The following is a 23,211-nucleotide window of genomic DNA, read 5'->3' as shown; positions in this document are numbered from 1 at the left end:
CGGGCGGCGGTTCGGCTGACTATTATTGGGCGGGGTTTTCCAAGCCATAGCAATCAGTTAGCGGACTGAACCATGAACCCGTCGCTGTCGATCCGAGCCTCGGCTGGCCCTGTCCTCCGCAAATGGTACGTCTGGACACAAGTGTTGAAGGCTGAAAAATAGGGAACGCAATTTCGCTATCCGAGTTGATTCAAGAGATCAGGAGATCCGCGCTGAATCTGGAAGACATAGCGGCCCACCCGGCCTTGCACCGCTACGTTCAGGAACAGTCTCAGTCCCTGATCCGCATCTATGAGGAGACGCCGCGACTGGCTTCCATCTTTGCCACGCAACAGCGCTGGCTGATGGCCCATGTCGGCCTTTCCATGCATTTCCGGCGCGACCCCAACGACCGCCGCACGGAGCTGACCGTATCGCGTTTCATCGAGGTCGTGCACAAGAACGCCGTGGCCAGCCGCAACACGGCGGATGCTTTCATCAAGGAGATGCTGCACTACAACATCGCCGAGTATGTGGCGGGCGGGGACGGCCGCACGCATCCCCTGCAACCGACAGCGGCCACCATCGAGCGGTTCACCGGCTGGGTAACCGCCCATCTGCGCACGCTTGACCATATCGATGGCGGTGACCGGCTGGCCAGATATCTGGACCAGCCCGACATGCTTGCCACGCTGCAGCCGCTGATCGCTGACGGCCTGCTGGCTTCAAAGCCGGTGCGTGAACCCAACCAGACCTTTTCCCTGTTCATCTGGCTCAACAATGGCGGCATCGTCATGGATTGGCTGATGTCCGGCATCGATCCGGACCATGCCGGGCTGGAGCAGATTCCGACCAGCGTCGTTTCGATCGGCGATTTCGCCAAATGGCTCAAGCTGTCGCGGACCCATCTCGGCCGCAAACTGCGCACCGCCGAGGAACTCGGCAGCATCGGCTGGCTCGGCCAACGCGGCCATTCGGTGATGTGGGTGTCGCATGGATTCTACGAGGAATACATGACCGTGCAAGCCGCGAAGCTTGCGGTCGTCGACAGCGCCTTCAAGGCTTGTTTTCCGTCATCGCAAGGCGGTGACTGAGCAGCGCCCCGCGCAAGGGCCGATTGTGGGGAAGCGTGAGGCGGATTTCCGTCCGCAATCAGGCCGCACAAGAAGAGATACCGATTTGCGCTTCCGCGCAGCGCTGAGGCTGCGTCCTTGACTGTGCCACCGTACGCATTCAACCACTATTGATGGCCGGCGTCTGGACACGAGCCCCGAAGGCTGAAAATGTACTTTCGCGTCGCGACAAGGGGGCTTATCGCAGCGGGGGAGAATGACGCTATCATCGGAAGACATTGCCGGTCATCCGGCATTGCATCGCTGTGTCCGCGCTCAAGCGCAGGCGATGAACCAGATCTATGAGACGAACCCGCGGCTTTCCTCGGTGTTCGCCACCCAGCAACGCTGGCTGATGGCCCATATCGGCCTTGCCCTGCATTTCCGGCGGGAGCCCGGCGACTATCGCAAGGAGCTGACGACGGCGCGTTTCATCGATGTGATCCGCCAGAATTCCGTGGCCAGCCGCAACACCGCCGACGCCTTCATCAAGGAGATGCTGCACTACGGCTTCATCGAGTATTTGCCCGCGACACAGGACGGCCGCATCCGCCCCCTGCAGCCGGCGCCGGCCTCGCTGGGGCCCGTCATAGGCTGGTTGATGGCGCATCTGCACACGCTCGACAGTCTCGACGGTGCGAGCCGGCTGGCCCTGTTCCTGGCCCGGCCGGACGCACTCGCCATGGTGCAGCCAGGGATTGCCGATGGCTTGCTCTCGTCCAACCCGGTGCGGGAGCCCAAGCAGACCTTTTCCCTCTTCACCTGGCTCAACAATGGCGGCGTCGTCATGGACTGGCTGTTCTCAGGCGTCGATCCCGACCACACCGGCCTCGATCGGATCCCAACCGGCATTGTCTCGATCGGCGATTTCGCCGAGTGGCTGAAATTGTCGCGAACGCACCTTGCACGCAAGCTGCGCGCCGCCGAGGACCTCGGCAGCATCGGCTGGCTCGGCCAGCGCGGCAATTCGGTGATGTGGGTGTCGCGCGATTTCTGTCAGGAATACATGACCGCCCAGGCGGTGAAGCTGGCTATCATCGATACCGCTTTCGCCGAAGCCTTTGGTCCGACCGCCGGCCGCTGACCGGTGCGGCATCCCCCGCTCGGGGGGATGCCCGAATCCGTCATGCCCGCCGAGCATCACCGACGCTGACCTCGGGCAGATTTCGGCGTCCTCAGTCGATGTCGAAGGAGACGCCCTGAGCGAGCGGCAGTGCCTTGGAATAGTTCACCGTGTTGGTGGCGCGGCGCATATAGGCCTTCCACGCATCGGAGCCGCTCTCGCGCCCACCGCCGGTTTCCTTTTCGCCGCCGAAGGCACCGCCGATCTCCGCGCCCGACGTGCCGATATTGACGTTGGCGATGCCGCAATCCGAACCGTCGACCCCAAGGAAACGCTCGGATTCCTGCAGGTCGCGGGTGAAGATCGACGACGACAGGCCGGCGCCCACGGCATTGTGCTCGTCGAGCACGGCGTCGAAATCCGAATATTTCATCACATAGAGGATCGGCGCGAACGTCTCTTCGGTCACCGGCGAGACTTGGCTTTGCATCTCGACCAGAGCCGGATGCACATAATAGGCATCCGGGTGGCCGTTCTCGACGCGCGTACCGCCGGTCACCTTGCCGCCATGGGCGGCGGCTTCCTTCAACGCCTTCTGCATGGCGTCGAAGGCCGCCTTGTCGATCAGCGGCCCGACCAGCGAAGAGGTCTCCAGCGGATTGCCGACCGAGACGCTCTGATAGGCCTTCTTCAGGCGCGGCACGAGGGCATCGTAGACGCTCTCATGCACGAACAGGCGCCGCAGCGTCGTGCAGCGCTGGCCGGCCGTGCCCATGGCGCCGAAAGCGATGGCGCGCAGCGCCATGTCGAGATCGGCGGTCGGGCAGACGATGCCGGCATTGTTGCCGCCGAGCTCCAGCACGGCACGCGCAAAGCGCTTGGCCAGGCGCGGGCCGACGTCGCGGCCCATGCGGGTCGAGCCGGTGGCCGAAACCAGCGGCACCTTGGGATGGTCGACCAGGATCTCGCCGACGGCGCGGTCGCCGATCAGCACCGGCGCCAGTCCCTGCGGCGCATCAGTGCCGAAACGCTTGACCGCGCGCTTGAAGATCGCCTCGCAGGCAAGCGCCGTCAGCGGCGTCTTTTCCGACGGCTTCCACACCACCGCGTCACCGCAGACCAGAGCGAGAGCCGCATTCCACGACCACACCGCGACCGGGAAGTTGAAGGCGGAAATGACGCCGACCACGCCCAGCGGATGCCAGGTTTCCATCATGCGATGGCCAGGACGCTCGGTGGCGATGGTCAAGCCGTACAATTGCCGGGACAGACCGACAGCGAAATCGCAGATGTCGATCATCTCCTGCACTTCGCCGAGCCCCTCGGACGGGATCTTGCCGACCTCGATCGAAACCAGCCGGCCAAGCTCGGCCTTGTGCGCACGCAATTCCTCGCCGAGCAGCCGCACCAGTTCGCCGCGCTTCGGGCCGGGCACCAGCCGCCAGGACTGGAATGCCTTGTGCGCGGCATCGATGGTCTTGGCCGCATCGGCGGGCGAAATCGTCTTCAGCGCCGCGATCTGCTCACCGGTCACCGGGCTGCGCACGATCAGGTCGCCGCCGACAAGCGTGTCCTTGGCCACACCCAGTTTCGCCAGAAGCTCGGTCGTTTCCTTCGCTATGGTCATTTTTGTCCCTTTCAGAGTCATCATATGGCGTCGGGTCAACGCCTCGCGCCATTCGCCCGCGCGCCGACAAGGCACCTCAGGCACAGTCATGGCGTGGCCTTACTCGTTTCGAGGGAAAATCGCCACCCCGGCATGGTCTAAGCCCTGGTGACACCGTTGAGCCAGATGGGCAAATGCGGCTCAGTTGGCCTTTTTCGCCGGCACGCGCACGGCGCCGTCTTTCATCAGACGATCGATATGCATGCGGATATGGGCCGCTTCCGCCGCCGTGTTGGCGAGCGCGATGGCCCGGTCGAAGGCGACACGCGCCTCCTCGCCCCGGTCGAGCTGCATCAAAAGCCCGCCCTTGAGGCCGAAGAAGTGGAAATAGCCGGAAAGCCTCGGCTCCAGCGGCTCGATCATGGCAAGGGCGGCTTCCGGGCCGCGCACCTTGGAGACCGCCACCGCGCGGTTGAGCGTGATGACGGGCGACGGCTGCATCTGTTCGAGCAGCCCGTAGAGCAGGTCGATCTCCACCCAGTCGGTGTCCTCGGCCTTCTCTGCCCGGGCATGCAAAGCGGCGATAGCAGCCTGCACTTGATAGGGACCCGGCTTGCGATGGCGCAATGCCTTGTCGACCAGCGCCAGCCCCTCGTCGATCATCTTGCGGCTCCACAAGCCGCGATCCTGGTCCTCGAGCAGCACGATCTCGCCGTCTTCGTCGAAGCGGGCCGGCGCGCGTGCATGCTGCAGCAAAAGCAGCGCCGTCAGCCCCATGATCTCCGGCTCGGTCTGGAACAGCCGCAGCAGCAGCCGGGCGAGCCGGATCGCCTCCTCGCATAGCGGCGCGCGGGCGGGTGCCTCGCCGCTGTTGGTCGAATAGCCTTCGTTGAAGATCAGGTAGACCATTGCCGCCACCGCGGCGAGACGCTCGGAGCGCTCGACAGCGCCCGGCGTCTCGAACGGCACACCGGCTTCGGCGATGCGTGCCTTGGCGCGGGTGATACGCTGCTCCATGGCGCTTTCGCCGACCAGGAAGGCACGCGCGATCTGCTTGACGGTGAGACCGGAGACGATGCGCAGCGCGACCGCGATCTGCTGCGTCGCCGGCAAATCGGGATGGCAGCAGATGAACAAGAGCCGCAATATGTCGTCACGGTAATGCGCGCCGTCCAGCCGCTCGGCGATGTCGCTCTCGGCATCCTCCAGATCGGAGATCTGGTCCTCTTCCGGCATCGGTGCCTGCTTGGCGCGCTTGCGCACCGCGTCGATGCCGCTGTTGCGGCCGACAAAGATCAGCCAGGCCGCCGGATCGCGCGGCGGCCCGTTCTGCGGCCAGTTCTTCAACGCCCTGAGACAAGCATCCTGGAAAGCTTCCTCCGCCGTATCGAGATCGCGGAAATAGCGCAGCAGCGCGCCCATTGCCTGCGGGCGGGCGGCGCTGATCGCGGAGCTGATCCAGGCAAGTTCGGTCATACGGCAACACCGGTGGGATTGAACACCGAGACCGGCCGGATTTCGTAGGAGCCGCCGCTCGGATTGACCTCGGAGAGCTCACGGGCGAATTCGACAGCCTCGTCGAGATCGGCGCATTCGAGCGTGTAGAAACCGAGGAACTGCTCCTTGGTCTCGGCGAATGGCCCGTCGATGACGACCGATTCGCCTTTCACTTTCCTCAGCGTCGTCGCCGCCGTCGTCGGCAAAAGCCGCGCCACCGGGCCAAGCCGGCCGGCCTTTGCGTACTTGTCCTGAACGTTGAGGAGATTGGCCATGACTTCGTCGTCCTGCGCCTTGCTCCAGGAGCTGACGACGTCTTCGGAGGCATAGCAGAGTATGGCGTAGAGCATGGCTGGTCCTTTTCTGTATCAAAGGACGAAACAGTATGACCGATCCCGACACGGCGTCGATAAAAAAATCTGACATGGCGACCGCCAATTGTTGCGCGTCACCCTTCGTGCCTTTTCAGCCATCTCAACACGAGCGCTTCCTCGTCATCGAGACCTTCCATGGACCGCTTGCGCTTGTTGGCCTCCGCCATTTCGGCCAGCAACCGTCCCTGCGACCAGGCCTCGAAAACCTGCGGGTGGATATAGCATTTGCGGCAGACCGCACGGGTGTTGCCCAGCCGCTCGGCCACTTTGTCGATGACGCTGTTCATCACCCGCTTTTGCTGTGTCTGGCTTTCGGGCAGTTCCGTCTGTGCAAACAGCGACGCGGCGTGGATGGTGCCGCCCCAGGTGCGGAAATGCTTGGAGCTGAACGCATCGCCGGCGGCGTCCCTGATATAGCGGTTGACGTCGTCGGAGCGGACCGGGCGCCTGTTGCCGTCCCCGTCAAGATACTGGAACAGTTTCTGGCCGGGCAGATCCTGCGCACCCCGCACGATGCCGGCGATGCGGCGATCAACCAGTTTCAGTTTCCATTCCTTGCCGGACTTGCCCTTGAAGGCGAAGCGCAGGCTCGATCCCTTGATATCGACATGGCGGTCGCGCAACGTCGTCAGGCCGAAGCTTTTGTTGTCGCGCGCATAGGCGGCATTGCCGACGCGGATCATCGTGTTGTCGAGCAGCCAGACGACGGCGGCGACGACACGTTCGAACGGCAGGCCGTGGCGGCGCAGATCGCTGTCTATCGTGCGCCTCAGCTCGGCCAGGCTCTCGGCGAAGGCAACGAGGCTGGAATATTTGGCGCCGTCGCGTTCTTCGGCCCATTGCGGATGATAGCGATACTGCTTGCGCCCCCGCAAATCCCTTCCGGTCGCCTGGATATGCCCGTCGGCATCAGGCGAGATCCACACATCCGTCCAGGCCGGCGGGATGACGATCGCCTCAATGCGCGCCCGGACGGCATCCGAGACCACTTTCCCGTCCGGTCCCTTGTAGGAAAATCCTTTGCTGGTCTTCAGCCGGCGGATACCAGGCTCGGCATCGCTGACATAGGTCAGCGCGGCGCGCTCGGCCGCGCTTTGCGCCCCATTCCTCGGCACAACATCCCCGTCAGCCGACCGGCTGAGCGACAATCCGGATCTCTGCAGCATGTAAGCTCCACGCAAATATGCGTAGATAAGCTGCTGGCCGACTGCTGGTTCCACGCCCGCTCGAAAGTCGGCTGGCCGCGATACGCGAATGGCGGAACCTTACGACTACAAGACGCCTTGCAGTTCTACCCGTGGCGCCGACAGCCGCCGTCGCACCGCGAGCTTGAGCCTGTAGCGCAGGCAGCGCCAGGCTTCTGAGCGCCGCTTTGGCGCAGCCGCGGCCACTGCCAGGAAGCGCGCCGCGATGTCGAGGTCGCCGCGCGCATAATGGACGCGGGCAATCTTGAGGGCGACGAGCCCTTCCCTGGTCTTGAGCGCCGAAACCGGGATGCCGCAATCGGTGAGCGTGCGCAATTCCCTTCGCCATTCCAGGAAGCGCCGCACCGGGTTGATTGCAAAGCGGTCGTCGGAGCGGGCCGGCGAAACCTCATAAACCATCACGGGTTGCGGAGTCATGGCCAGCGAAGCCTTGCTCATCAGCCGTGCCCAGAACAGCGTGTCCTCGTCATAGGCAAGGCCCACCGGAAACCGCGTATCGCCGATCAGTTGCCGGGATGCCAGCACGCTGCCCACGGCGACGGAGCGTATGTCGCCTTTCACATAGGCCGAAGCATTTGCCAGGCACGCAGCCTGATAGCCGTTCGGAACCTTGATCTGCCGATCCTGGCCATTCACCCGCCGCCGGTAGGCGCCAACGATCATGCCAGCTTTCGGCTGGTTCTCCGCTTGCCGCAGCAGCGCGCGCAATCCGCCCTGAAGATGCAGATCGTCGGCGTCGATCAGATACACCCAGGGATGGAGCGCCTGCGCCAGCGCCACGTTGCGGGCGGCGCCGGCGTCGCGGCATTCGGCCGGCAGCACACGCAGCGGCAAAGCCAATTGCGCCGCCGCCTGCCGTGCGACATCGGCCGTGTTGTCAGTCGACGCATCGTCGACCAGCAGGACTTCGCCGATAACCTCGGCCTCACTGCTAAGCGACGCCAGCGTCGTCGCGATAGTGGCCGCCGCATTGTAGGCAGGGATGACGACGCTGACCGCTTTCAATTACAAGACCCCGCGCCCGCGCCCATTGGCAGCAACAATGGCTGTCCCTCGAAACGAATGGAGATTAGCGGCCCCTTCTATGTTTGAGAAGTCGCTTCGTCCACCCAGAATTGCAATGGCGGAACGCTTCGCGCTTTTCAGCCGCTTCATACCTTCTCGAGCGCAACCGGAATGACGTCGACAGCCTGCTCGCCGACCTGTCCGCCGGTGGTTTTCAGCACGCCGACGATCGGCGCGACGTCGGAATAGTCGCGGCCATAGCCGACGGTGATATGGTCGTTGCTGGCCCGCATGCCATTGGTCGGGTCGAACTCCTGCCAGCCGGCGTCACGCCCGCACCAGACCTTGACCCAGGCATGCATGGCATCGGCGCCTTCCAGCCGCGGCTTGCCCTTGGGCGGTATGGTGCGCAGGAAGCCGCTGACATAGCCGGCCGGAATGCCGAGCCCGCGCAAGCCGGCGATCATGATGTGCGAAAAGTCCTGGCAAACGCCGCGCTTCAGCTTGAAGGCATCGCTGGCCCGGGTCCGCACGGTGGTCGCCTCGCCGTCATAGGTGAAGTCGCGATGGATGCGATTGCACAGGTCCATTGCCGTTCCCGCGGCCGAGGTGCCGACGCTGTCCCGCGCATAGGAGGTGATCGCCGCATCGATGCCGGAGTGAGCGCTTCCCGCCAGGAAATGGTGCGGCGAGGCAGACGCCAGCGACCGCACCGCGGCCAGTTCCTGCCGCAGCCGCCCGATATCGGGCGACACGTCGAGCCCGGGTTCCGGCCGCGACACCGAAACGCGAGCGCTCATCCTGATGTCGAGCGCGTCATGCGCGTCGCGAAAGGCGATGGAGGTGACGTTGTTACCGAAAAAATCGGAGAAATCCGAACGCTCGTTGGGCGCCGGGGCAAAGGACAGCGATGCGGCAATGACGCGCTGCACGCCTGGTATCGTCGATGGCAGCACGCGGATCTGGTGGCGTCCGCCGCCCGCCGCCGCGGCATAATCGTAATGGAGATGAAGCCTGATGTCGTAAAGCATGCGAAACTTTTCTGTCCTGGCGCAGGTTCCTGTCGCAAAACCGCGCGACACTTTTTGCGCAACCTGCCTAACTCTTTGTTTTGACGCAATTCCGGACGGAAAACCGTTTCACACTTTTCCTGGAGTTGCTCTAGCCGAAATAGGCCTTGGCGAGGCTGTTGTAGAGACCGCCGATTTCATAGGCGAGTTCATCCAGCGCCTTTGCCGTCATGTCCGAAGGCTCCTTGATGGCGATGGCCGTGTTGAGCTGCAGGATCTCCTTGGCCGCCGGCGACATGTGACCCTCGCCGCCGACCGACGGCAACAGGCCGATCTCGGCCTTCAGCCTTTCCAACTGGAACAGGATCGAGCGCGGATTGAGCGGATCGAGCGCCAGAAGATCGATCACCGTGCGCCGGCCGGCCTGCACCGGATATTGCCGGCGATGGGTCATGACGCTGTCGCCGATCTCCAGCATCATGTCGAGCGCGCCGTCCGGCGCCTTGGCGCGGGTCAGCCGGGACAGCGTGCGGGCGATCTGAATGCCGCGCTCCAGCCGCCGGCCGATCTCGAGGAAGCGCCAGCCGGCGAAGCGGTACATGTTCTCGTGCAGAAGGCCGGAGAAACCCGCAAGCTTGCGCAGGATAACGGTCATGGCCCGTGTCGCGTCGTCGCCCGGCGCCACCGTCTTGGCGAACTGATGGATGGTCTTCGACAGGTCCTTCAGCGCCAGCCAGCCGTCGGGCGAGAAGCGGTCGCGAATCTGTCCGGCGCTGTAGACGGCGCTGTCGAGTGTGCCGATCAGCCCCAACGGGATCGCCGTCGAGACGTCGATGCCGAACGGTTCGAGATAGTCCCTGATGTCGGCCAGCAGCGGCATGTCCGGATCGGACGTCTCGGCCAGCCGCACATGGTAGGCGCGCAGGATGCGCACCGTGTCTTCCGAGCGCTCTATATAGCGGCCGAGCCAGGTCAGGTTCTCCGCCGCGCGGCTGGGCAGGCTGCCCGGCCTGGTGCGGGTGAAGCTGTCGCCCTCTTGCGGCAGCAGCGTCTCGCGCTCGACGGGCCTGTCGCTGACCACCCAGACATCGGCCGCCTGGCCGCCGCGCTGCATGGCGATCGCCGTCGGGTCGAGCGACAGGCCGACGCGGGCGAACCCGCCCGGCATCACCGTCCAGCCATCGGGCGTGCGCGCCAGATAAACGCGCAGGCTCGCCGGCCGCGGCTCCAGCCAGCCGCCGACAAAGACCGGCGTCGTCGACAGCGTCACCGCTTCCTGGCCGACGAAGGCGCCGCCATCGCGTTCGATGCGCGCCACCAGTTCGGCCCGCTCGCCGGCCGACAGCGTCGAGCCGAGCGTGGTCTGGCCGTCATCCTCGAAGGCAAGTCTCGTCGAGAGCGCCGGGCCGACCACCATGCGGTCGATATTGGCAAGCACATGGGCGCGTTCGGTCGCCTGCCCGCACCACCATGTCGCGACACTCGGCAGCAGCAGCTCCTCGCCGCGCAATTCGCGCGCGATCTTGGGCAGGAAGGCGAGCAGTGCACGCGTTTCCATCAGGCCCGAGCCCAGCGCATTGACTGTCGCCACCGCCCCCTGGCGGATCGCCTCGACCAGCCCCGGCGTGCCAATCTGCGAATCCGGGCGCAATTCGAGCGGATCGGCGAAGGCGGCGTCGAGGCGCCGCCAGAGCACGCTGATCGGCATCAGCCCGGAAACGGTGCGCACCATCAGCCTGCCGCCGGAAACGGTCAGGTCCTCCCCTTCAAGCAGCATGATGCCGAGATAGCGGGCGATGTAGGCGTGTTCGTAGTAGGTTTCGTTGAGCGGCCCTGGCGTCAATATGGCGACGCGGCCTTCGCTTTCCCTGGCCATGCCGATCAGCGCATCGCGGAAGCGACGGAAGAAGCCGGCAAGCCGGTGCACATGCATCTCGCCATAGATATCGGAGAGCGCGCGCGTCGTGGCGACGCGGTTCTCGAGCGCAAAGCCGGCGCCGGACGGGGCCTGTGTGCGGTCGCCCAGCACCCACCACTGGCCGTCAGGCCCGCGGCCAAGCTCGAAGGCACAGAAATGCAGGTAGTGGCCGCCGGCCGGCGTGGTACCCACGACAGGCCGCAAATATTCGGGGCTGGCCGCGATCAATCCGGCCGGCAGGATGCCTTTTTCGATCAGCCGGTTGCGCCCATAGATATCGGCGATGGTTTCCTCGAACAGCTCGGCGCGCTGCACGAGCCCGGCGCTGATCGCCGCCCATTCGGCGTCTTCGATAAGCAGCGGCACGTGCGCCAGCGGCCATTCGCGCTCATTGGCGCCGGCCTTGTCATAGACACGGTAGTAAACGCCGGCATCGCGCAGATACTGGTCGGCGCGGGCAAAGCGCTGGCCGAGCTTTTCGGCGCCGAGATCGTCGAGCGCCTCGATGAAATGCTTCCAGACCGGACGGGGATTGCCTGCGGCGTCGACCATCTCGTCGACGACGCCGTCGATCGGCTGGTAGTGCTCCAGCAGGCTGTGGATCTGCGGCTTGCCGCGTATCCTTTTGTGATTCCCCTTTGCCATCGCTGATCAGAGTCTTGCCGGCCGCCTGAGGTCAAGGGTCATCGGGAAATCTTCCGCCGGTTGTTCCTCGCGCAGCACATAGGCCGATGGTGTATGGCCGCGCGGTTCGAAGCGGGCGAGCCGCCGCGCTTCCGCCTCGTTGCCGTTGACCGGGAAGGTGTCGTAATTGCGGCCGCCGGGATGCGCGACATGGTAGACGCAGCCGCCGATCGCCCTTCCCGACCAGCGGTCATAGATGTCGAACACCAGCGGCGTGTTGACCGGCAGCGCCGGATGCAGCCCCGAAGCCGGCTGCCAGGCCTTGAAGCGCACGCCCGCCACCGCGACTTCGCGATTGTCCGTCACCTTCATCGGCACGATGCGGCCGTTGCAGACGATGGCATGGCGTTCCGGGTTGAGGCCTTCGGTCTTGACCTGCAGCCGCTCGACCGAGGAGTCGACGAAGCGAACGGTGCCTCCGATGGCGCCCTGCTCGCCCATGACATGCCATGGCTCCAGCGCCTGCCGCAGTTCCAGCTTGATGCCGGCGTGCTGGACTTCGCCGCAGAACGGGAAACGGAATTCGAGCTGCGCGTCGAACCATTCGGGACGGAACTCGAAGCCGTTGAGCTTGAGGTCGTCGAGCACGTCGAGGAAGTCAGCCCAGACATGATGCGGCAGCATGAAACGGTCGTGCAGCGAGGTGCCCCAGCGCACGAAGCGGCCGTCGAGCGGGTTCTTCCACGCACGAGCAATGATCGCCCTGACAAGCAGTTGCTGCGCCAGGCTCATGCGCGCATTGGGCGGCATCTCGAAGCCGCGGAACTCGACCAGGCCCAGCCGGCCTGTCGGTCCATCCGGCGAGAACAGCTTGTCGATGCAGATTTCCGAGCGATGCGTGTTGCCGGTGACGTCGGTCAAAAGGTTGCGGAACAGCCGGTCGACCAGCCACGGCAAGGGTGCCGCGCCCTGATCCGGATGCGGCACCTGCGCCATGGCGATTTCGAGCTCGTAGAGCGAATCGTGGCGCGCCTCGTCGAAGCGCGGCGCCTGGCTGGTCGGACCGATGAACAGGCCGGAGAACAGGTAGGATAGCGATGGATGCCGCTGCCATTGCAGCACCAGGCTCTTCAACAGATCGGGCCGGCGCAGGAACGGGCTGTCATTGGGCGTCGCGCCGCCGACCACGACATGATTGCCGCCGCCGGTGCCGGTGTGGCGGCCGTCGATCATGAATTTGTCGGCGCCAAGCCGCGTCAGCCGCGCCTCCTCATAGATCGCCGTGGTCGTCGCCACGCAATCCTGCCAGTTGGAAGCCGGATGGATGTTGACCTCGATGACACCGGGGTCGGGCGCGACGCGGATGACGTTGAGGCGCGGATCATGCGGCGGCCCATAACCCTCGATATGGACCGGCAGACCGATCGCCCTTGCCGCATTCTCGGCGGCCGCGACCAGTTCCAGATAGTCCTCCAGCGCCTCGACCGGCGGCATGAACACGCAAAGCCTTCCATCGCGGGGCTCGACCGAAAGCGCGGTGCGCACCGCACCACCGATCTCGGTGATCTCCTGTTCGACCCGGTCCTGCTGACCGGTCGCGGCGGTGAACGACGCCGCCTGCTGGCGGCGCGCCATTTCGTCGGCGCCTTCCAGTTCGGCCGGCGCCGCGCTGGGCAGGATCGCTTCGCGTGCCGGCAACGGGCCGCGCGGCAGCGACGGGTCGACCGGCACGATGTAGGGGAACTGTGCCGGCGGCACATAGGGCAGCGTACCCAAGGGCAAGCGATAACCGACCGGGGAATCGCCGGGCACTAGGAACAGCCGTCCGCGCCGCGTCTTCCATTTCTCCGAGCGCCAGCGCGGGCCGGACGCCTGGCTGTTCCAGCGCTGCACGGGCAAAACGTAGCCGGACGGCTTGGTCAGCCCGCGCTCGAACACTTTCGCCATGCGGCTGCGTTCTTCCGGGTCTTCCAGCTTGGAATTGGACGGATCGACATTTTCCGGCAGCTTGCCTTCCTTGAGCAGCCATTCGGCCGGATCCTCATAGGCTTCGCTGACCATGGTTTTCTCGATGCCGAGTTCACCGGCGATCGCGGTGAGCAGGCTTTCGGCCTGCTGCGGACCGACATCGGCCGAACTCTTTTCGCGCGCGATCAGCGACGGGTCGCTCCACACCGGCTGGCCGTCGGCGCGCCAGTAGAGCGAGAAGGTCCAGCGCGGCAGGCTCTCGCCCGGATACCATTTGCCCTGGCCGTAGTGGAGGAAACCGCCCGGCGCGAAACGCTCGCGCAGCCTGCGGATCATCGCATCGGCCTTTTCGCGCTTGGTCGGCCCGACGGCGGCGGTGTTCCATTCGGCGGATTCGAAATCGTCGATCGAGACGAAGGTCGGCTCGCCACCCATCGTCAGCCGCACGTCGCCTTCGCCAAGTGCCGCATCGACTTTGTTGCCGAGTGCATCGAGCGCCTGCCAGCTTTCGTCGGAGAATGGCTTGGTGATGCGCGGGTGCTCGGCGATGCGGTCGACCCGCATGTCGAAGCCGAATTCGACATTGGCGAAGCTCGCCATGCCGGAAATCGGCGCCGCATTGCGGAAATGCGGCGTGGCGGCAAGCGGCACATGGCTTTCACCGGTGAGCAGGCCCGACGTCGGGTCGAAGCCGATCCAGCCGGCGCCCGGCAGGTAGACCTCGCACCAGGCATGAAGATCGGTGAAATCGACCGATGTGCCGGCCGGCCCATCCAGCGCAACGAGATCAGGCTTGAGCTGGATCAGGTAGCCGGAGACGAAACGCGCGGCGATGCCGAGATTGCGCAGGATCTGCACCAGCAGCCAACTCGAATCCCGGCACGATCCCTTGCCGGCGGCCAGCGTTTCCTCCGGCGAGAACACGCCAGTCTCCATGCGCACGATATAGGCGATCTCGCGCTGCAGCCGCGCATTGAGGTCGACGAGGAAATTGACGGTGTTCTTCGCGCTGGTGTCGATGGTTTTGAGGAAGGCCGAGAGCAGCGGCCCTGCCGGCTCAGGCGTCCGATAGATGGCGAGATCATCCCTGATCTCTTCCGGATATTCGAACGGGAATGTCTCGGCCGACGGCTCGACGAAGAAATCGAACGGATTGTAGACCGTCATGTCGGCAACGAGGTCGACCTCGATCTTCAACTCCGTCACCGGCTCGGGGAAGACGAAGCGGGCAAGGAAGTTGCCGTAAGGGTCCTGCTGCAGATTGACGAAGTGGTTCGCCGGCTCGACCTTGAGCGAATGGCTCAACACCTTTGTCCGGGAATGCGGCGCCGGCTGCAGCCTGACGATCTGGGGACCGAGAACCACCGGCCGGTCGTATTTGTAGTGGGTCAGATGGTAGACGGCTGCCAGAATTGCCATGGGGCCCCGGAGATCGGCGTTTCAAACGAATTCGCCGAACCCTGACACATCTGCTGGCCATTCTCCAAGCACAGATGTTGCGGTGCACCTAATTTAAGCAGCGTTGCCGGCTAAGCTGTGTCGAGATTCAGGTCAGGCCGAGTCGAAAACGGCTGATACCGAGAACCGGAGCGGAGCGTACTTTTGGGTACGTGAGCACCGGAAGCGGAGGTATTTGCCGTTTGCAGACCGGCCTCACCTGAATATCGGCACAGCCTAGAAGAACGCCTGGATACCCGTCTGCGCCCTTCCAAGAATCAGCGCATGCACGTCATGCGTGCCCTCATAGGTGTTGACGGTCTCCAGATTCTGCGCGTGGCGCATGACGCGGTAGCCGATCTGGATGCCGTTGCCGCCATGCATGTCACGCGCCTGGCGGGCGATGTCGAGCGCCTTGCCGCAATTGTTGCGCTTGACGATCGAGATCATCTCCGGCGCCATCTTGCCTGCATCGAGCAGCCGCCCGACGCGCAAGGATGCCTGCAGGCCGAGCGCGATCTCGGTCTGCATGTCGGCGAGCTTCTTCTGGTAAAGCTGCGTGCCGGCCAGCGGCTTGCCGAATTGCTTGCGGTCGAGCCCATACTGGCGAGCGCGGTGCCAGCAATCTTCCGCTGCACCCATCGAACCCCAGGAGATGCCGTAGCGGGCCCGGTTGAGGCAGCCGAACGGGCCGCCAAGGCCCTTGGCGTTGGGCAGCAGCGCGTCCTCGCCGACCTCGACGCCTTCCATCACCACCTCGCCGGTGATCGAGGCGCGCAGCGACAGCTTGCCGCCGATCTTCGGCGCCGACAGCCCTTTCATGCCCTTTTCCAGCACGAAACCGCGGATTTCATCCTTGCCGTTCTCGCCCTTCAGCTTCGCCCAGACGACGAACACGTCGGCGATCGGCGCGTTGGAAATCCACATCTTCGAGCCGGAGAGCTTGTAACCGTTGGCGGTCTTCTCGGCGCGCGTCTTCATGCCGCCCGGGTCGGAGCCGGCATCCGGCTCGGTCAGGCCGAAACAGCCGATCCACTCGCCGCTGGCGAGCTTGGGCAGGTACTTCTTGCGCTGTTCGTCCGAGCCATAGGCGTAGATCGGATACATCACCAGCGACGACTGCACCGACATCATCGAGCGATAGCCGGAATCGACGCGTTCGACTTCCCGCGCGACCAACCCGTAGGTCACATAGTTGGCGCCGAGCCCGCCATATTCTTCCGGAATGGTGATGCCGAGCAGGCCGGCCTCACCCATCTCACGAAAGATGCCGGCGTCAGTCTTTTCATTGAGGTAGGCATCCTCGATGCGCGGCGCGAGCTTGTCGGCGGCGAAGGCGGCCGCACCGTCGCGCACCATGCGCTCTTCTTCCGAAAGCTGGTCCTCGATCAGGAACGGGTCTTCCCAGACGAATGCATTCTTGTCGGCGGCCATGGCTTCTCGATCCTCAAACCGGTGAAGCCCGGCTTATCGGCCCGTGGCCTCAAAAAATCAAACGAAATTGCGTCACAGATCAATGAGCGTTAGGAATGGATCATGAGTGTCCAGCGCCGCCTTTTGCCCAACATCAGTGCCCTTGCCGCCTTCGAAGCGGTGGCCCGGCTTGGCAGTTTCACCGCCGCCGCACAGGAGTTGGATCTGACCCAGGGCGCGGTCAGTCGGCAGATCAGGCTGTTGGAAGATCAGTTCGGCCGCCGATTGTTCGAGCGCGACAGCCGCAATGTCCGGCTGTCGACAGCAGGGGAAATCTATGCCGAAGCGGTGCGTTCAGCACTTGGCCAGTTGCGCGGTGCAGCACTTGGATTGATGAGCAATCGGCATAGTGGCATCCTGAACCTGGCCATCTTGCCGACCTTCGGCACACGCTGGCTGATGCCGATGATCCCCGATTTCGTCGAGAACAACCCCGACATCACCATCAACTTCGTCACCCGCGTCGGCCGCTTCGACTTCGCCAGGGAAAGGCTGGACGCAGCCATCCACTACGGCCTGCCAGACTGGCCGGAGGCGGACTCCACACTTCTGGTGCGCGAGACGGTGGCGCCGGTTGTATCGCCCGGATTCCTCGCCGGCCGCGCCATCGCCTCAGCGGCCGATATCGGCCGCCTGCCGCTGCTGCACATGGCAACGCGACCCGGCGCCTGGACCGAATGGTTCGAGCATCAGGGTCTGAGCGCACCGACCGGACCAGGCATGCAGTTCGAACAGTTCGGCACCGCCGCCCAGGCCTGCATGGCGGGGCTTGGCGTGGCGCTGCTGCCGCTGCTCCTCATCGCGGGCGAATTGCAACGCGGCCAGTTGGTGACGGCGCCCGGCCAGCCCATGCAAAGCCGCAGCGCCTATTATTTCGTCGTCCCGCACGACAAGCGCGGCCATCCCCCGGTCGCCAGTTTCCGCGACTGGCTGCTCGGCCAGCTTGAGAAGGAGCCGGCTGTTCTGGCGTGGTAGCTACTTCCGCTTCAGCGCATCCGCCAGCGCGGCACCGAAGGCCCCTTGCTGGGCCGGTCGTTCCGGCTGGCGTTGCGGCGCTGGCGAGCGGGGCGCCGGCCTGCCGCCGCCATTGTCGCGCGGCCCGCCCCTGGATGCGCCGCCCTCGCCACCGTCCTTGCGCATTGAGAGCGCGATGCGCTTGCGCTTGATGTCGACGTCGACGACGCGCACCTTGACCACGTCACCGGCCTTGACCACCTCATGCGCGTCCTTGATGAAACGGTCGGCCAGCTGCGAGACATGCACCAGCCCATCCTGGTGGACGCCGATATCGACGAAGGCGCCAAAGGCCGCGACATTGGTGACGGTGCCTTCGAGCAGCATGCCGGGCTTCAGATCCTTGATGTCGTCGACACCGTCGGCGAAGGTCGCCGTCTTGAAGCCGGGACGCGGATCGCGGCCGGGCTTTTCCAGCTCCGCCAGAATGTCGCGCACCGTCGGCAGGCCGAAACGCTCATCGACGAAGACGCGCGGATCGAGCGCCTTGAGCGCGGCGCTGTCGCCCATCAGCGAGCGTACATCGCGGCCGCAGGCGGCGACGATCTTCTTGGCCACGCCATAGGCTTCCGGATGCACCGACGAGGCATCGAGTGGCTCGCTGCCATTGGCGATGCGCAGGAAGCCGGCGGATTGTTCGAACGCGCGCGGCCCCAGCCGCGGCACCTTGAGCAGATCCTTGCGGCTGGCGAAGGGGCCGGTCGCATCGCGATGCGCGACGATGGCGTCGGCGAGCGATGCGCCGAGGCCGGAAACGCGCGCCAGGAGCGGCGCCGAAGCGGTGTTGAGATCGACGCCCACCGCATTGACCGCGTCCTCGACCACCGCCTCCAGAGAGCGGCCGAGCCGATACTGGTCGACATCGTGCTGGTACTGGCCGACGCCGATCGATTTGGGTTCGATCTTGACCAGTTCGGCCAGCGGATCCTGCAGGCGCCGCGCGATCGACACCGCGCCGCGCAGCGACACGTCGAGCCCGGGGAATTCGGCCGCGGCCGTCGCCGATGCCGAATAGACCGAGGCGCCGGCCTCGCTGACGATCACCTTGAGCGGCTTCGGCCCGCCGTCGGAAGGCATGTCGGACAACATGTCCGCCACCAGCTTCTCCGTCTCGCGGCTGCCGGTGCCGTTGCCGATCGAAATCAGCTCGACCTTGTGCAGGCGGATGAGCTTGGCGAGTTCGGCTTGCGTGCCGCGCACATCGTTCTTCGGCGGGAACGGATAGACCGTCGTCGTCGCCACCAGCTTGCCGGTGCCGTCGACCACCGCGACCTTGACGCCGGTGCGGATGCCGGGGTCGAGCCCCATCGTCGGCCGCGAACCGGCGGGCGCCGCGAGCAGCAAATCCTTGAGATTGCGGGCGAAGACATGGATCGCCTCTTCCTCGGCCCGCTCGCGCAGATCGCGCATCAGGTCGAGCGTCAGGTGCAGCGACAGCTTGATGCGCCAGGTCCAGCCGGCGACCTCCATCAGCCAGTGGTCGCCGGGCAGGCTGCCGCCGATGGCATAGGAATTGGCGATCATCCGTTCGACCGGCTTCACCGGCGACGCATCGTCGGCATCGACCTCGATGTCGAGCGACAGCACCTCTTCGTTGCGGCCGCGCAGCATGGCCAGCGCACGATGGCTCGGCACGTTGGCCCAGCGTTCGACATGGTCGAAATAGTCGGAGAATTTCGCGCCGGCCTCCTGCTTGCCGTCGACCACCCGTGCGCGCATGAAGGCGCGGTCCTTCATATAGGTCCGCAGCTTGCCGACCAGATCGGCATTCTCGGCGAACTGTTCCGACAGGATGTCGCGCGCGCCTTCAAGTGCGGCTTTGACCTCGGCCACCTCCTCGGTGACGTAGGCCAGAGCCGCCTCGGTGGGCACCAGTGAACGGTTGGCAAGGATGGCCTCCGCCAGCGGCCCCAATCCACGCTCACGGGCGATCTGGGCTTTGGTGCGGCGCTTCGGCTTGTAGGGCAGGTAGATGTCTTCGAGTTCCGCCTTGGTGGCGGCGGCCGCGATCTTGGTCTCCAGTTCATCCGTCAGCTTGCCCTGCTCACGGATCGAGCCGAGGATGGTGTCGCGGCGGGCGTCAAGCTCGCGCAGATAGGCGAGCCGCTCGGCAAGGTCGCGCAGCTGCGTGTCATCAAGCCCGCCGGTCACCTCCTTGCGGTAGCGCGCCACGAACGGCACCGTCGCGCCCTCGTCGAGCAATTCGATCGCCGCCGCCGCCTGTTCGGGCCGCGCCTTGATCTCTGCCGCGATGATGGCTGCGATGCGCTTGATATCGGATGCCATGTCGTTCCTGCTCTCCTCAAAAGAGCGGCGACCATAGGCGCAGATGCCAGCTTCGCCAACCGCGACGTTTTCAACCGCCGCGGCCGGTCCACAGGAAAGCATGCGGCAACGAAACCGTGCCCGCCCGGTCAGACCAGCTGGGTCAGCGCCTCGAAGAAAGCGACGATTTCGAGGTCCAGCGGATCGTCGACGGGTTCCGGCTGCGACGACATCTTGGCGATGACCACTTCGGCCTTCGGATCGACATAGAGCCACTGGCCATGAATGCCTATGCCGCAATAGGCGCCACTCGGCTTGCCCGACTGGTACCATTTGTTGCGATAGCGGCCTTGCGGGAAGAGCGGCAGCATGGCGCCGCGCTGCCAAGCTTCCGCACTGCCGCCGGTGCTGACCGTGTCGCGCACCCAGGCCTCAGGCACGATGCGGCGGCCATTGGCGGTGCCGCCTTGACGCATCATCTCGCCGATGCGCGCCAGGTCGCGCGGCGTCACCGAAATGCCGCCGGCGGTCCGTGCCGTGCCTTCCATGTCGACGCCGATTGAGGCTTCGCTCACGGCACCGAGCGGATGCCACAGCTTTTCGCGCATCAAGTCGCTGAAGCGCTGGCCGGACGCGCGCTCCAGCAGCAGGCCGAGCAGGTCGGAATTGGGCGACCTGTAGCGGAAGGTCTGGCCATGCGGCTCGGCAAGCCGCTGCAGCGACAGGATGAATTCGCGCAGGCTTTCCGTGCCGCCGCCCGGGTTCCACAGCGTGGCACGGCGATAGCGGGCAAAGGCGCTTTCCGGATCGAGATAGGCCTCCTCGAAATCGAGGCTTACGCTCATGTCGAGCACATGCCGAGCGCTTGCATCGCCATAGGCCGAGCCGGCGGCTTCCGGAACATACTGCGTCACCGGCGCTTCCGGATCGAACAACCCCTCGCCTTCCAATATGCCGGCGATGATCGCAGTCACCGACTTGCTGATCGAGAAGATGATGTGGCGGGCGCCGAAATCCATGTGTGGCGCGAACCAGTCGCCGATCACCTTGCCGCCTTTCATCACCGTCAGCGCGTCGGTGCTGGAGCGCGCCAGGAATTCGGCCACCGTCTCCGGCGCGCCGGCCACCGAAACCGTTTCGCCGAGCAGACCAGCGAAATCCTTCGCCGGGGCCTCGACACCAGCCGATGCCGCATCCACGCGTGCCGTCGGCACCAGTTCGCCGAGGTTCTGGAACGACCATCGGTTGAACGGGTTTTCGCGCCAGTTGGAAAGCAGCACCTCGTTGCGGGCGAAGCCGTAGCGGATCTCGAACGCGGTCTTGCCGGTCATGGCGTTTCCTTCCGGGTCGTTTCTTATGGGGGCTCAGGGCAGTGCGGCGGCGATGGCGTGCACGGCCTTCAGCGTCGCCGTGGAATAGGCGAGATTGCTGAAATCCGGCCAGGTCGAAAGCTTCACCACGACCATTCCTGTGTTCCAGTCGATATGGATCATCTGCCCGAACACGCCCCGGCACATCAGTGCGCGCGAGGCGGGATTCTCGATCCAGAACTGGTTGCGGTAGCTGCCTTCGGGCAGGCTTGGGGAGAAGTCCGGCCCGTGCCTGCCATTGCGTGTCGCCTCGATCCAGTCGGCCGGCACGATGCCGCCGCCATTGTCGAGGATCATCTGGCCGAAGCGGCCATAGTCGCGCAGCGTCGCGTTGAAGCCACCATCGGCCAGCGCATAGCCGGCGCTGTCGACGGTGAAACAGGCGCTTTCGTCGGCGCCGAGCTTTTGCCACAGTTCTTCCGACACCAGTTGTGCCAGCCGCTTGCCCGTCACCCGCTCCATGAGGAAGGCGAGCACGTCGGTCTCGATCGAGCGGTATTGAAACTGAGCACCATGCGGGCGGACAGTGTCCTTCAAGCCGAGGATCAGCTCGAACATATGCGAGGGCCAGCGGAAGTTCGGATCGCTGCCTGGCGGCACCGGCTTCCAGCCGGTGGCGACATCGACCTGGCCGATGTCGGAATAGCGGTCTGTGTATTCTTCGGAGAAACGCACGCCCGTCGTCATGTCGAGCACATGCTGGACGCTGGCGCCGGCCCAGCCGGTGGCGCCGAGTTCCGGCAGGTAATCCGTGACCGGCCTGGCCGGATTGATCAGGCCGCGTCCGGCCAATATGCCGAACACCGAGCCGGTGATGGACTTGGCCATCGACTGCGACAGATGCAGCGTGCGCTCGTCCATGCCGTTGAAATAGCGCTCATAGGCAACCTTGCCGTGCCTGACCACGAGGAACCCATCCGTATAGGTCTCGTCGAGCAGCCCGGCGAGCGTCGAAGGCCTGCCTTGGCTGTCCTCGACCGGCAGCCCGTCGAGATCGACCTCGGCGCGTTCGAGACGATGGCGGTGGCCGTTACCGCGCCAGACTTCGGCGGTCGGCAGAATTTCCCTGATGTGCTGGAACGCCCAGCGGTTCCATGGCGGCCGGTCCCAGTCGAGCCTTGGCGGCACCATGGCGGGCGGCGAGCCCTGCATGATCGGCGGCCGCGGATCGCTGTTGCGATAGGAGTCCATGAAAGGCCATTCCCGGAAAAGAAAAGACCCGGCGGCGTATGCCGCCGGGTCTGGCATGCAGCGATTACTTCTGCAGTTCGGTCCAGATCTTGGTGTAGAGTTCCTGCGTTTCCGGCGCGCACATCTTCTGGAATTCGCCCTTCGGCTTGGCGTCGGCCGGAATGACGACTTCCGGCGCATCCTTCATGTCGGCCGGCATGTATTTTTCCGAGCCGGTGATGGCGTTGGCGTAACGGTGGAAGGCCGAGAGACCAGCCGCGTTTTCCGGATCCATGATGAAGTTCTGGAACAGCTTGGCGTTCTCGACGTTCTTGGCCTCCTTCAGGACGACGACGTTGTCGCTCCAAAGACCAAAGCCTTCCTTCGGATAGTTGTAATGGATGGCCGCATTGGCCAGGCGCTGGCGCAGCGCCGAGCCGTTCCAGTCGCTGGTTGCCTTGAAGTCGCCGGCGCCCATCTTTTCGATGGTGTTGTATTCCATCGCGATCCAGTTCGGCTTGGCCGCCACCAGCAGGTCGCGCACCTTCTTCAGCACCGCCTTGTCGTCGGTGCATTGCTGGCCGCCGACATATTTGATCGCCGCGAAGATGACGTCATTCATCTCGGGAACGACGTTGACCTTGCCCTTCAGCTCGTCGGGCGTGTTGAAGACGATGCCCCACGTATCGGCCGGCCCCTTGTAGGCGTCGGTGTTGACGACGACGCCGATCGTGCCCCAGGCCCACGGCACCGAATATTTGCGGCCCGGATCGAATTCAGGATTCGCCCACTCCGGTGCGACGTTCTTGAAATTCTCCATCTTGCCGGGATCGGTCTCGAGCAGGAGGCCTTCCTTGATCCAGATCGGCACGTAGGTCTGCGACGGCACGGCGATGTCGAAGCCGGTCCCGCCCTGGCGAACCTTGGCGAGCGCGGTGTCATTGGAATCGTAGTCGGTGATCGACACCTTGATTTTGTATTTGTCCTCGAACTTCTTGATCACGTCGGGGCTGGTGTAGTTGCCCCAATTGTAGATGTTCAGCACGCCCTCGGCGCGGGCCAGGCCCGTCGAAGCGAGCAGCGCCAACCCCATGGCGGTCGCTGTTGTCTTCCAGTTCATC

16 protein-coding genes are annotated in these 23,211 nt (G+C 64.6%); 3 read left to right on the top strand and 13 right to left on the bottom strand.

Annotated elements, in window-relative coordinates; all coding sequences use genetic code 11:
- Window positions 1–245 precede the first annotated feature (245 nt).
- Both JG746_RS10765 and JG746_RS10760 read left to right on the top strand, forming a co-directional pair.
- Entirely contained in the window at window positions 246–1,073 is an 828-nt protein-coding gene (locus tag JG746_RS10765) for a hypothetical protein (protein ID WP_244730732.1), read from the top strand.
- 235 nt (window positions 1,074–1,308) lie between these two features.
- The gene (locus tag JG746_RS10760; RefSeq protein ID WP_202358111.1) at window positions 1,309–2,175 is read left to right on the top strand and encodes a hypothetical protein; all 867 of its coding nucleotides are present in this window, start codon (window positions 1,309–1,311) and stop codon (window positions 2,173–2,175) included.
- Window positions 2,176–2,266: 91 nt separating this feature from the next.
- On the opposite strand, the gene amaB is transcribed toward JG746_RS10760, so the two are convergent.
- The 9 genes from amaB to JG746_RS10715 all read right to left on the bottom strand — a co-directional run bounded on the left by amaB (window position 2,267) and on the right by JG746_RS10715 (window position 16,232).
- Window positions 2,267–3,781, bottom strand: coding sequence for an L-piperidine-6-carboxylate dehydrogenase (amaB, locus tag JG746_RS10755; RefSeq protein ID WP_446721195.1), 1,515 nt, complete (start codon window positions 3,779–3,781; stop codon window positions 2,267–2,269).
- A 180-nt stretch (window positions 3,782–3,961) separates the two neighbouring features.
- A complete protein-coding gene (locus JG746_RS10750; protein WP_202358110.1) occupies window positions 3,962–5,236 on the bottom strand; it encodes an RNA polymerase sigma factor in 1,275 nt (424 codons plus the stop codon).
- Window positions 5,233–5,607 (bottom strand): YciI family protein, encoded by a 375-nt coding sequence (locus JG746_RS10745; RefSeq protein WP_127275602.1) that lies wholly within the window; start codon window positions 5,605–5,607, stop codon window positions 5,233–5,235. The genes JG746_RS10750 and JG746_RS10745 overlap by 4 nt, the downstream gene beginning before the upstream one ends.
- 98 nt (window positions 5,608–5,705) lie before the next feature.
- Window positions 5,706–6,797 (bottom strand): DNA topoisomerase IB, encoded by a 1,092-nt coding sequence (locus tag JG746_RS10740; RefSeq protein WP_202358109.1) that lies wholly within the window; start codon window positions 6,795–6,797, stop codon window positions 5,706–5,708.
- 105 nt (window positions 6,798–6,902) lie between these two features.
- A complete protein-coding gene (locus tag JG746_RS10735) occupies window positions 6,903–7,841 on the bottom strand; it encodes a glycosyltransferase family 2 protein (protein WP_202358108.1) in 939 nt (312 codons plus the stop codon).
- Between the two features lie 146 nt (window positions 7,842–7,987).
- Entirely contained in the window at window positions 7,988–8,872 is an 885-nt protein-coding gene (locus tag JG746_RS10730; protein WP_202358107.1) for a transglutaminase family protein, read from the bottom strand.
- A gap of 130 nt (window positions 8,873–9,002) precedes the next feature.
- Window positions 9,003–11,414 (bottom strand): circularly permuted type 2 ATP-grasp protein, encoded by a 2,412-nt coding sequence (locus JG746_RS10725; protein WP_202358106.1) that lies wholly within the window; start codon window positions 11,412–11,414, stop codon window positions 9,003–9,005.
- Window positions 11,415–11,420: 6 nt separating this feature from the next.
- Window positions 11,421–14,780 (bottom strand): transglutaminase family protein, encoded by a 3,360-nt coding sequence (locus tag JG746_RS10720; protein ID WP_202358105.1) that lies wholly within the window; start codon window positions 14,778–14,780, stop codon window positions 11,421–11,423.
- A 255-nt stretch (window positions 14,781–15,035) separates the two neighbouring features.
- Complete coding sequence (locus tag JG746_RS10715; RefSeq protein ID WP_202358104.1) at window positions 15,036–16,232, bottom strand: acyl-CoA dehydrogenase; 1,197 nt, start codon at window positions 16,230–16,232, stop codon at window positions 15,036–15,038.
- A gap of 102 nt (window positions 16,233–16,334) precedes the next feature.
- Here JG746_RS10715 and JG746_RS10710 point away from each other — a divergent pair, with 102 nt between their 5' ends.
- On the top strand, window positions 16,335–17,246 hold the full coding sequence (locus JG746_RS10710; protein WP_202358103.1) for a LysR family transcriptional regulator: 912 nt from the start codon (window positions 16,335–16,337) through the stop codon (window positions 17,244–17,246).
- Here JG746_RS10710 and JG746_RS10705 read toward each other — a convergent pair whose 3' ends face one another.
- The 4 genes from JG746_RS10705 to JG746_RS10690 form a co-directional block, all read right to left on the bottom strand.
- Entirely contained in the window at window positions 17,247–19,571 is a 2,325-nt protein-coding gene (locus JG746_RS10705; RefSeq protein ID WP_202358102.1) for a Tex family protein, read from the bottom strand.
- A 128-nt stretch (window positions 19,572–19,699) separates the two neighbouring features.
- Window positions 19,700–20,881 carry a serine hydrolase domain-containing protein gene (locus JG746_RS10700; RefSeq protein ID WP_202358101.1) on the bottom strand — a complete coding sequence of 394 codons (1,182 nt, stop codon included), beginning with the start codon at window positions 20,879–20,881 and terminating at the stop codon, window positions 19,700–19,702.
- Between the two features lie 33 nt (window positions 20,882–20,914).
- Window positions 20,915–22,111: a serine hydrolase domain-containing protein gene (locus JG746_RS10695; protein ID WP_202358100.1), complete on the bottom strand. Its 1,197-nt coding sequence runs from the start codon at window positions 22,109–22,111 to the stop codon at window positions 20,915–20,917.
- 64 nt (window positions 22,112–22,175) lie between these two features.
- A complete protein-coding gene (locus JG746_RS10690) occupies window positions 22,176–23,210 on the bottom strand; it encodes an ABC transporter substrate-binding protein (RefSeq protein ID WP_202358099.1) in 1,035 nt (344 codons plus the stop codon).
- Between the last annotated feature and the right edge of the window lies 1 nt (window position 23,211).

This window comes from Mesorhizobium sp. 113-3-3 (assembly GCF_016756495.1).
Lineage (GTDB): Bacteria > Pseudomonadota > Alphaproteobacteria > Rhizobiales > Rhizobiaceae > Mesorhizobium.
This window is presented reverse-complemented; position numbering and strand designations above follow the sequence as displayed.